An 11,661-nucleotide genomic window follows, 5' to 3' on the forward strand; every position below is an offset into this window, starting at 1 on the left:
TTATTTATCTCCCTTTAGATTTCCCGAATTTAAATTTCCTAAAATTGTAATATTTTTATCTGAATACTGATTTTTCAAAAATTCATTTATTTTTTTCAGCTTTATATCCTGAACTTCTTTTTTCAATTTATCAATATTTATTATTTCACCTTTTCTCGTAAAATAATTCCCGATAATACTCATTCTCGACCTTGGGTTTTCCATGGAAAAGGCAATTTTACTTAAATATTTGTTTTTAGCTTTCTGTAATTCAGTTTCCGTAATTCCCTCTTTTCTCATTTTTTCAAATTCATTTAGAGTAATATCGACGGCTTCCTTGTAACTTTCTTTATTTGTTCCTATATAAGTCGTTACAACTCCGCCCTCTTTATAATACTGGTTATAAGTATAAACCGAATAGGCAAGCCCTTTTTTCTCCCTTATTTCCTGAAAAAGTCTAGAACTCATCGAGCCGCCCATGACGTTAGCAAGGATATCGGTATATATTTTATCACTACTGTCATAAGGCTGTCCCTCATAAGAAATACATATATTTACCTGATTTATATCTTTTTCATAATTATTTTCGCCGCTTTTAAACTTAAATCCTATATTTTTTCTTCTGTCCACTTTTTTATCATTCAATTTTGAGAAATATTCATCAATTTTTTCAATTATTTCATCTTTTTGAAAATTACCTGAAACAACAATGACAATATTATCTTTTGTATATCTTTCATTATAATATTTTTTTATCATTTCCGAAGTAAAACTTCTTACACTACTTTCAGTTCCTATGATTGCTTTCCCGTACTGTCCCTCAATACAATCTGCATAATTCAGCTCAAATACTAAATCATCGGGACTGTCTTTGTACATTTTTATTTCTTCAATTATCACATCTTTTTCTTTTTTCAGCTCATCATCAGGAATTAACGAATTTGTTACAATATCAAATAAAATATCGACAGATTTTCCTAAAAATTCTGTAAGAGCATTTATATAAAACACTGTTTCTTCTTTGGTTGTATGGGCATTTATGCTCGCTCCCAAATAATCCACTTCTTCGGAAATCTGAAAATAATTTCTTTTGGAAGTACCTTTAAAAATCATATGTTCCAGCACATGAGAAATACCCTCTTCCTCATCGCTTTCATCTCTTGACCCCGTTTTTACAAATACTCCTACAGAACAGGTAGAAATATTGTCAAGTTTATCAAATATTACTTTTATTCCCTGATCTGTGATTATTTCCTGTGTCATTTATTCCTCCATTCAACTTTTATCTTAGTTATTATCATTTATTATGATTATTCCTTATTGTTCAAATCCCCAAATTCAATTTTTATCGCAGTTACCGACAATCAAAAGTCTAACACCTAATATTCCGCATCAATAAACAGTTTTATTCCAACTCCCAAATAAATCAGCAAAGGCAAAAAACACGCTATATATACAGGCATTGTTCCTGCCGAAGCGATAGATTTCAATATTGTGCTGAATCCGTAATATGAATATCCTATTATTACCGACAGCCCTATATTTACAGCTGCTCCTCCTCTTACATAACGGCTCCCCAATGACAGTCCTATAAAACACATTACAAATGAAGCGAGCGAAAAAGATATTCTGTAATAAAAATCTATGAGTAAATCTATAGAATCCGCACCTACCCTTGAAAAATAAACTATTTTTTCTCTTAATTCAGGCATTGTGAGATTTTTTGCTTTTACAGGGTCAGCTAGAATATCATCTATGGGAACTTTAAATTTAAAATTGGCTGAGTCTATATTATTGGAAACATTTGTTGCTATATTATGCTCCTTTAGATTTTCAAAAGTCCAATTGTCCGTCCCTTTTTGCATAACGGCACCCGTCGCTGTATAAACTGTCTTTATATTTTTAAATCCGTCTGTCATTTCTATTATTTCGATTTCTCTCATAATACCGTCTTTTTTATTTACATAGCCGCTATAAAGCACTTTGTTTTTATCAATTTTTACAAGTACAAAATTCTTTTCAGCTTTTACAGGTTCTCCCTGCTCCAGCTTTACGAGTTTCATATTACTTTTCTTACTGTTTGATTTTCCCAATATGTCTATATTTATAAATAAAACCGATATACTTATAATAAATGAAAAAATCAAGGGAAATTTAGCAATTCTCAAAAAACTTATTCCGCTTGTTTTCATTGCGGTTATTTCGAGCTGTTTCGCCATTTTACTTATAGCTAAAAGACTACCGAGCAATATTCCCAATGGTGCGGTATTCGTTATTATTTCGGGTACTCCGTAAGATAAATATTTGAAAGCTTCTCCCAAAGTAAATTTACCGTCCATTATCCAGCCTGTCAGATTTATGCTTTCAGCCAGTATAAATATCAGGAAAAACATCATCATTCCCAGAAAAAAACTTTTTATATAATTCAGAATTATATATTTATCCAATTTATTCATTAAATTAATGTCTCCTATATTTTTTTATTGAGAAATAAACACACAGTAAAAATAAGATAAAGTTAGGTATCCACATGGCAACAGTTACAGGAACATTATTTTTTAGTATCATAATTTTCGCATAATTGACTATGGCAATGTATCCAAAAATTACTATAAGACTTATTCCGAAACTTATACCTTTTCCGCTTCTTCTGTTCCCCACAGAAAGCAAAACTCCTAACCAGCATAGAAACACACTCGCCAAAGGTCCTATAACTCTCTGATACGACTCGATAATAGCTTTTAGTGCCGGCTCTCTCATTTCGGGATTATTTATATTATTTTTGTAAAATTCTTTTAATTCCTTTAAATTCATCTCGCTACGTTTTTTCTGCTTTTCTCCTTCATCAGAAGTAACAAACGTAGAAACGGGAACACGCTGTTCTTTATATTCCGCTGCTACCTGACTGTTTCCTTCCTTATCAAAGGAATATCCTTTTACATCGTTTAAAACTATTACCCCTGGGTCAAATGTGGCGTTTTTGGCGAGAAATATTACAGGATAAGGATTACTCCCCTGTTTATTCAATAACAAAAACTGATTTGCAGTGGCTTTTTTATTATCCACTTCATCTATATAAAAGCCAAATCCTTTTTCAGGGTTAGTCAGAAATATCTTTTCTTCAGTCAGTGAACTCGGTCTCATAGTCAAAAGAACTTTTGTCTGTTTATTTATATTTTCCAAAGCTCTCGGATTTACATATATTTCAAGACCCAAACCTATAAAAGTCAATATCACTCCGAATATAAAAGCGGGTTTTATAATTCTGAAAAGACTTATTCCCGAACCTTCCATAGCTATTATTTCATTTGTCTCGGAAAGTCCGCCGTAGACAAGCATTACCCCTAAAAAAGCTCCCATTGGTATAGTTTGTACCAATATCCCGGGTATCACGTAAAAGAAATAGTCAACTACTGACAGAAAAGGCAAATCGCTTGAAAACAGTTTTTCCATTACTTCCATAAGTACATTCAGCATCAGGATAAATGTAAATATACTTATACCGAATACTGACGGTAATATTAAAGAGTTATAAATATATTTATCTATTATTTTCATTATTTTTTATTCCTTCATCCAGATTATTATTTTCCTTAAGCTCATTTAATATACTTTTTTCCAATTTTTCTTCTCTTCTTTTTTTCCTATATTTATTCACGTCATTTTTTATAAAATCAGGAAATACTTCGGAATAAACGCAGAGATATTCCGTTATTCCCTTTACAGCCATACTCTCATTTCTTATATCTTTCAATCTCCTGCTGTGAGTAGAGCCTATAAGTATTATTATGTATATTATAAAAATTATAAATGTCGTTTTTATTAATCCAAGAATTCCTCCCACAAAGTCATCCATTTTTATCAGTTTTATACTTTTCAGGAAACTGCTGCTTAATCTCAGTAAAATTGTAAATGAAATATATAATATTGCAAATGCTATAACATATATTTTCAACTGGTCCCTTGAGTCTTTTTCCACGAGCTTGAATAAAACTTTTACAGCTCCATAAGTATATTTCATAAAATAAAGAATGAGAAGGTACCTGAAAGTAGCAAAAAACTCAAGCGTAAACCCTCTTTTTCTTCCTAATATAAAAGAAAAAACCAGTAATATTACAAATCCTATATCCAATATCATTTTTTTCTCCCGTATATTTTATTCATTTTCATTGATATATATTCTGGGAACCCTCTGACTTATTCCACATAAAATTTCATAAGATATTGTATTGCAGACATCTGCGACTTCGACTACACTTATATTTTCTCCGAAAAATTCGACTACATCCCCTTTTTCAGCTTCTTTTGCGATTTCTTTAGGAAGAAGAATTATAAGCTGGTCCATACATATCCGCCCTATTATGCTGCATTTATGTCCTTTATAATATACATAACCTCTGTTCGACAAATCCCTTCTTACACCGTCAGCATAGCCTATCGACACGGTAGCCAGTGTATCTCCCTTTTTAGCTAAATAAGTATTGCCGTAACTTATATAACTGTCCTCATAAAGTGTCTTTATATAGCTTATCTTTGCATACAGCGACATTACGGGTTTAAAACGGTAAGGATTCGTTTCCTCGGGAGTAACTCCTCCGTACAATATTATCCCCACTCTTATGAAGTCATATTTACTTTTCTGAAACTTTAAACTGCCGAAGCTGTTAAGAAGATGTCTATACTTTACAGACGGCAATTCTTTCACAAGTTTTTCCGTAATTTTTTCAAATTTTTCTATCTGTAAATTTGTATAATCTTCATCAGAATCAGAAGATGAAAAATGGGAAAAAACGCCTATTGGCTTCACATATTTACAGTTTTTGAGAACATCAGTCAGCTTATCCGTATCATTAGGCTGAAATCCTACTCTTCCCATTCCCGTGTCCAATTTAATAAATACATCCGTATCAAATCCGCTCTTTTCCAGATAATCAATTTCCTGAAAATCTGTAACCATAAAATAAATATTTTTTTCCGAAACAGATTTTGCATATTGATTTTCAATAGGCCCTAAAATAAGGATATTTACATTATCGTTCATTTCTCTTATTTTGAGCGCTTCTTCAGCTGTCGCCACTGCAAAATTCCTAATTCCTTTTTTAATAAGCATTTCACATATTTTATTCATTCCATGTCCATAGGCGTCCGCTTTTATAACTGCCATTATATGTTCTTTGGAAGCTATTTTTTCAATTTCTTTAATATTTTCATACAGATTTTTTATATTTATTTCTGCCCAGCAACGCATTTCCTTTTCACCTTCTGTTTAAATTCATATTAAATTTATTCCGATTAGATTTATACTAACACTTTTTCATCTTCGTCATATCCATTAACTGTTCTCTGTCTTTTTCTGTTTTTATCGTGATTGTCCGTATTTTTTCTTTTCTTTCTGTATTTTCTCATCAGATAAACTAACGGACTTGCTACGAATATTGAAGAATAAGTTCCGAATATCATTCCTATAAACAATGCAGTATTAAATGTTTTCAATGAATCTCCTCCAAATAAGAGCAGCACTGTTATTGACAGTAATGTAGTCAATGACGTAAATAATGACCGCATATAGACCTGATTTACACTTTCTTCTATGATTTCTGCAAAGCTTTTCACTTTACCGTCTTTAGCGTCATTTTCCCTGATCCTGTCAAATACAACGATTGTATCATTCATTGAATACCCGAGTATAGTCAGTATTGCGGCTATAAACGGTGTATTTATCTCATATTTCAGAAACGCAATAAGTCCCATGGCTATTATTACATCATGCAATACTGCCGCTACCCCTGCAATCGCATAGACAAACTCAAATCTTATAGTTATATAGACGATTATGAGTAAACTTCCTATAAGTAATGCAGTAAGAGCATTGGAAGTCAGTTCTTTCCCTATTGTAGGTCCTACAGTATCATATTTCACAAGCTCATATTTTCCCGTTTTTTCTGTCAATTTACTCAAAACAGTATTTTTCTGAGCGTCCGTCAACTGTTCCGTTCTAAGGACTATTGTATTATCTTCGGAATACTGAAGTCTTCGATTTTTCAACTGCGGCACTTCGTTCACAAGACTGTCCAATGTACTGTTTAATGCGTCTTTATTTATAGTTTGAGCGTACTGGAGCTGTAACAAATCTCCTCCTTTAAAATCAACTCCTAAATTCAGTTTTATTGTAAAGAAGAAAATAATTGAAATTAAAACCATTATTGCCGAAAAACCTAAATAATATTTTTTTAACTGTATAACTCTTAAATTCATTATTTTACTCCTTTCCAGAACAGCTGTTCTTTTTTTACTTTAAATAAAGATATTACAAGCTTAAATAATACTTTTGTTATAAACAGTGCAGTAACTATAGTAATAAGCACTCCCAGTGTAAGAGTAACTGCAAACCCCTTTACAGGTCCTGTACCGAAAAAGAATAATACGGAGGCCACAAGTAATGTAGTTATATTTCCGTCCAATATGGCAGGCAGTCCATTTTTAAATCCATGTTCCACGGAATCCTCAAGGGAATAACCTTTTCTAAGCTCTTCTTTTATCCTTTCAAAAGTAATGACATTTGCATCGACTGCCATTCCTAAAGTCAGTATAAATCCTGCTATTCCCGGCAATGTCAATGTAGCTCCTATCATACTGAAAGAAGCCAATACCAAAAATCCGTATATAGCCAATACTATATCGGCTATCAGTCCGGGTATTTTATAAACTCCGAACATAAATAAGGAAATTGCAATCATAGCTATTATACCTGCAAGTTTTGTCTGCTGTATGGACTCATTTCCTAATGTAGCTCCTACTGTTCTTGTCTCAAGTATTTTTATGTTTACAGGCAATGCTCCTGATTTCAACAGATTTGTCAATGCTTTTGCGTCTTCGACATCGGTCGTAGTTATAACTCCCTTTCCTCCGGGTATTTCCGAATTTATTTTTGGTGCAGACTGTTCTTTTCCGTCAAGCATTATTGCCAGCTGTCTGCCGATATTTTCCCTTGTTATTTTTGCAAACGTTTCAGCACCGCTATTATCTAATTCAAAAGCCACTTCAGGCTGTCCAAACTGTCCCTGCACGAGATTAGCATTTTTTATGGCAGAACCTTCGAGCAAAGTCGGTCCATACGTTCCGTCCTCATTTTTTATTTTAAATTCCAGTTTAGCAGTAGTACCTATCAAATCTATGGCTTTCTGAGGGTCTTTTATTCCTGCCAGTTCCACTATCAGCCTGTCAGTTCCGTTTATCTGAATTACAGGTTCCGAAACTCCCAGACTGTCTATTCTTCTTTCCACTATATCCCTTACTTTGTCCATAGTATCAGTCTCAACTTTTCCCTGAGCCTGTAATACTACGTAAGTTCCACCTCTTAAATCAAGTCCTAATTTTATTTTATTAGTGTATAATATCGCTCCCGGAATGATAATTATAGCTAATAATAAAATATAATGTATTGTTCTATTCTTCATTACTCGCCTTTCCACAAATATAAATTTGTTAATTTTCTTTGCTTTGTTTTAGTTGTTTGTTTTAATTATTTATTTTAATTTTATTGTTACTTTGATATATCTAAAATCTTTATATATCTGAAATCCTGTTTCCAAATCTTTTCATATTTGTTTTTTGTTTTATTTTTTATATTATTTTACTGTATCCAAATATTTCTGAAGTATTATTGATGCGGCTACCATATCTACAACTTTCCGTCTTTCTTTCCCATTTTTCTTTGAATAATTTTTGAGATAATGTTCGGCTTCGGTAGTTGTATATCTTTCATCTACCATAAATACTTCAATATTCGGAATATTTTTTTTCATCTCTTCGACAAATTCCTCCACTTTTTCAACTTGACGTTTTTTTGTTCCGTCAAGGCTTTTAGGAAGCCCTACGACTATTTTTTTAGTTCCCTCATCGTCTAATATCTCTTTTATTCTTTCAACAGGATTTACAAGATTTCTGTCTATCACTTCAAGGGCAGTCGCCAAAATACCCAAAGGGTCGGACTTTGCAACTCCTATCCTTACATCACCCACATCAAGTCCTATAAATTTTTTCATATTATTCCTCATTAATTTTTATCAATCTTTTTGCTAATTAATCTTTTCCAATTTCAATTAAATTTTTTATTAATTAGCTTTTTCTTATTGTGAAAGCTGTGAAACAATATATTCCTTACTTTTTTCAACCGCTTCTTTTACAGCCTGCCCGTTCTTACCTCCTGCCTGTGCAAAGTCAGGTCGACCGCCGCCATTTCCGTCGGCTGCCTGTGCTGCAACTTTTACAATATCTCCGGCTTTTATTTTTGAAATCAGATCTTTTGTAACTCCTGCTACAAATACCGCTTTTCCATTGTCAGAACCGAGAATAATTATACCGCTCTGGAGCTTTTCTTTTCCTCTGTCCACTATCTCTTTCAATTCATCAATGTTTTTATTTTCAAATGAAGCCTTTAATATTTTTATACCATTTACCGTTTCGACTTTTTCAAGTAATTCATTAATTTCGTATTTCACCAATTTTGTCTGTAATTGTTCATAAGCCTTGATGGCAGTTTTTGCTTCCACGATATATTTTTCTATGATATCTATGACACTCTTGTCATCTGTCTTAAGCATTTCCGCTATTTTGCCTATTTTTTCTTCCAGTCTGTTTACATAGCTCAAACTTTTATGTCCTGTAGTTGCCGTAATTCTTCTTACTCCCGAAGATATCCCTGTTTCAGACTCTATATTAAAGAGTCCAATTTCTCCCGTAGACTGAACGTGGGCTCCTCCGCAAAGTTCTATTGAAAAGCCCGGAATTTCGACTACCCTTACTATATCTCCATATTTATCCGAAAATAATGCCATAGCTCCTCTATTTTTTGCGTCCTGAATATTTTCATAATCTATTTTTGTTTTTATATTTGAAAGTATTACGTTATTTACTTCGGCTTCTATTTCTTCAATCATTTCCTTAGATATAGGCTCATAGTGAGAAAAATCAAATCTCAGTTTTTCATTATCTACGAGGGAACCTGATTGTTCTACATGAGTTCCCAGTTTTTCTCTCAACACTTTATGAAGAATGTGAGTGGCAGTATGATTTCTCTGAATGTCTTTTCTTCTTTCCACATCAATCATAAGATTTACAGATGTATTTTCCACAGGTACAATCCCTTTTATGACTTCTATCTGATGAATAAAGACATCTCTCTTTTTGACAACGTCCACGACTCTACCTTCAAATTCTCCGGCAGTTATTTTTCCTGTATCTGCGACCTGTCCTCCTGACTCAGCATAAAACGGAGTTCTGTCAAATATCATTTCATATCCGCTCATTCCCTCGCTTTTAGCCACATAAAGCACTTTTCCTTCATCTTCAAATTTTTCATATCCTGTAAATTCTGTTTTTCCATGTTTTTCAAAAAATTCATCTATAAAGTCGTCCTTAATCATATCAGAAATAGTAATTCTGCTTCGTTGAGACCTTGCAACCTGTTCTTCCAGTCTTTTTTCAAAATCTTCTTCCGATACTTCTATCCCCTCGTTATTTAGTATCAGTTTTGTCAGTTCAAAAGGAAATCCGAATGTATCATATAATTTGAAAGAAATTTCCGAAGACAGCTTTTTCCTGTTTTCCTTTTTTAGCTTTTCTATTTCTTCTGAAAGCATTTCAGTACCATTTTTCAATGTTGTTGAAAATCTTTCTTCCTCTATTTTTATTACTTTTTCTATATATTCTTTTTTCCCGACCAAATCAGGATAGCCCTCTTTCATGGTTTCCACAACATAATCTACCAGTCTGTAAAGAAATATGTCCTCTTTTTCAAATACTTTTCCTTTAGCTACACTCCCCACTCCGAAAGCTCTTCTTATTATTTTTCTCAGTATATATCCTCTTCCCTCATTGGACGGCAATACTCCGTCCCCTATTAGAAATACTGAAGCTCTTATGTGGTCAGCTATTATTTTTACAGCTTCATCGTGTTCTTCTTTTTTTATATCCAGAATTTTTTCAATCCCTTTTATGATAGGCATAAATAAATCTGTTTCAAAATTACTGCTTTTATTTTGAATAACTGAAGCTATTCTTTCAATCCCTGCTCCCGTATCTATATTTTTTTCAGGCAAAGGAACTAATGTACCGTCTTCAAGTCTATTCCATTCGGTAAAAACCAAATTCCATATTTCTAAAAACCTGTCTCCCTCATCTCCAGGCTTGGAGTTTATTTCTTCATTATTTTTTCCCATATTTTTCGTATCATAATAAATCTCGCTGCATGGTCCGCACGAACCTATAGGTCCTGCTGCCCACCAGTTGTCATCTTCTCCCAGTCTTACAAGTCTTTCTTTAGGAATACCTATTTCCTCATTCCATATTTTGTAAGCCTCATCGTCAGTTTCAAAAACCGAGACCCATAATCTTTCTTTATCAAGTTTCAGAACTTTTGTTATATATTCCCATGACCACTCGATAGCTTCCCTCTTAAAATAATCTCCAAAAGAGAAATTTCCCAACATTTCAAAAAAAGTATGATGTCTCGGTGTCTTTCCGACATTTTCCAAATCGTTTGTTCTTATACATTTCTGATATGTAGTTATTCTTTTAAAAGGGGCTTCCTTTTCACCTAAAAAAAATGGTTTAAAAGGTACCATTCCTGCTACCGTGAGCAATAAACTCTTATCGTCGGGTATTAACGAAGCACTTTCAAAATGCTTATGTTCTTTTGATTTAAAAAAATCAACAAAACTTTTTCTTAGCTCATTCCCTGTCATTTACTTTTCGAGATTATTATTTTATTGATTAAATTATAAAGATACTTTATTCAATATAAAATAATCCCGTCTCCTTTCTTTTATTTTTACTCTATTATTTTTTCTTCTATTTTTACAAGCATCTTAGATTTTACAAGTATTTTAAATTATAGCCCATTTCCCTTTTTTCTTCAAGATATTTTCTCTAATCCAATTTAAAGTTATCTCCCAAATAGACTTTCCTTGCTGTTTCATTATTGGCTATTTCTTCGCCTGTTCCTGATATAAGTATCGTTCCTTCCGCCATAATATAAGCTCTTTCAGTAATTCTCAACGTTTCCCTTACATTGTGGTCGGTTATGAGTATCCCAAGCCCTTTTTTCTGCAATTGTATAATGATATTTTGTATATCTTCCACTGCAATAGGGTCAACTCCTGCAAAAGGTTCGTCAAGAAGTATAAAATCAGGATTTGTAGAAATCGTCCTTGCTATCTCCACACGCCGTCTTTCTCCTCCAGAAAGGGCATATCCTAAACTTTTTGCCACATGAGACAGTTTGAACTCTTCTATCAGGCTGTTCATTTTAGCTATTCTTTCTTTTTTAGGAATTCCTCTCATTTCAAGCACTGAAACGATATTTTCTTCGACAGTCAGATTTCTAAAAACGGAAGCTTCCTGCGGAAGATAGCCGAGTCCAAGTCTTGCCCTTTTGTACATAGGAAAATTTGTAATATCTTCGCCATTATATGAAACTCTGCCGTTATTAGGTTTTATAATTCCCGTTATCATATAAAAAGTGGTCGTCTTTCCCGCACCGTTAGGTCCCAAAAGTCCTACTACTTCACCTTTTTCCATACTTAGACTGACATTTTTTACTACTTCCCTATTTTTATATATTTTTTTTAAATTATTCGCTTCTATGCTGATTTTTCTACCCATTATATCTCCCATTTCCAC

The 11,661-nt window shown here is 33.0% G+C and carries 10 protein-coding genes; all 10 read right to left on the reverse strand.

The window, feature by feature from the left end; all coding sequences use genetic code 11:
* Window positions 1-1,242, reverse strand: coding sequence for a M16 family metallopeptidase (locus tag ACO5J6_RS03610; protein ID WP_485642126.1), 1,242 nt, complete (start codon window positions 1,240-1,242; stop codon window positions 1-3).
* A gap of 116 nt (window positions 1,243-1,358) precedes the next feature.
* A complete protein-coding gene (locus tag ACO5J6_RS03615; protein WP_485642127.1) occupies window positions 1,359-2,435 on the reverse strand; it encodes an LptF/LptG family permease in 1,077 nt (358 codons plus the stop codon).
* Window positions 2,436-2,439: 4 nt separating this feature from the next.
* Entirely contained in the window at window positions 2,440-3,537 is a 1,098-nt protein-coding gene (locus ACO5J6_RS03620; RefSeq protein WP_485642128.1) for an LptF/LptG family permease, read from the reverse strand.
* The gene (locus tag ACO5J6_RS03625; RefSeq protein ID WP_485642129.1) at window positions 3,521-4,117 is read right to left on the reverse strand and encodes a CvpA family protein; all 597 of its coding nucleotides are present in this window, start codon (window positions 4,115-4,117) and stop codon (window positions 3,521-3,523) included. The genes ACO5J6_RS03620 and ACO5J6_RS03625 overlap by 17 nt, the downstream gene beginning before the upstream one ends.
* A gap of 18 nt (window positions 4,118-4,135) precedes the next feature.
* Window positions 4,136-5,227, reverse strand: coding sequence for an alanine racemase (gene alr, locus ACO5J6_RS03630; protein WP_485642130.1), 1,092 nt, complete (start codon window positions 5,225-5,227; stop codon window positions 4,136-4,138).
* Between the two features lie 50 nt (window positions 5,228-5,277).
* Entirely contained in the window at window positions 5,278-6,234 is a 957-nt protein-coding gene (secF, locus tag ACO5J6_RS03635) for a protein translocase subunit SecF (protein ID WP_485642131.1), read from the reverse strand.
* Complete coding sequence (gene secD, locus ACO5J6_RS03640) at window positions 6,234-7,436, reverse strand: protein translocase subunit SecD (protein WP_485642132.1); 1,203 nt, start codon at window positions 7,434-7,436, stop codon at window positions 6,234-6,236. Before secD ends, secF begins: the two co-directional genes overlap by 1 nt.
* Window positions 7,437-7,607: 171 nt before the next feature.
* Entirely contained in the window at window positions 7,608-8,024 is a 417-nt protein-coding gene (gene ruvX, locus ACO5J6_RS03645) for a Holliday junction resolvase RuvX (protein ID WP_485642133.1), read from the reverse strand.
* 84 nt (window positions 8,025-8,108) lie between these two features.
* Window positions 8,109-10,724, reverse strand: coding sequence for an alanine--tRNA ligase (gene alaS / locus ACO5J6_RS03650; RefSeq protein ID WP_485642134.1), 2,616 nt, complete (start codon window positions 10,722-10,724; stop codon window positions 8,109-8,111).
* A 184-nt stretch (window positions 10,725-10,908) separates the two neighbouring features.
* Window positions 10,909-11,643, reverse strand: coding sequence for an LPS export ABC transporter ATP-binding protein (lptB, locus tag ACO5J6_RS03655; RefSeq protein ID WP_485642135.1), 735 nt, complete (start codon window positions 11,641-11,643; stop codon window positions 10,909-10,911).
* Window positions 11,644-11,661 lie beyond the last annotated feature (18 nt).

Source organism: Pseudoleptotrichia sp. (genome assembly GCF_057270515.1).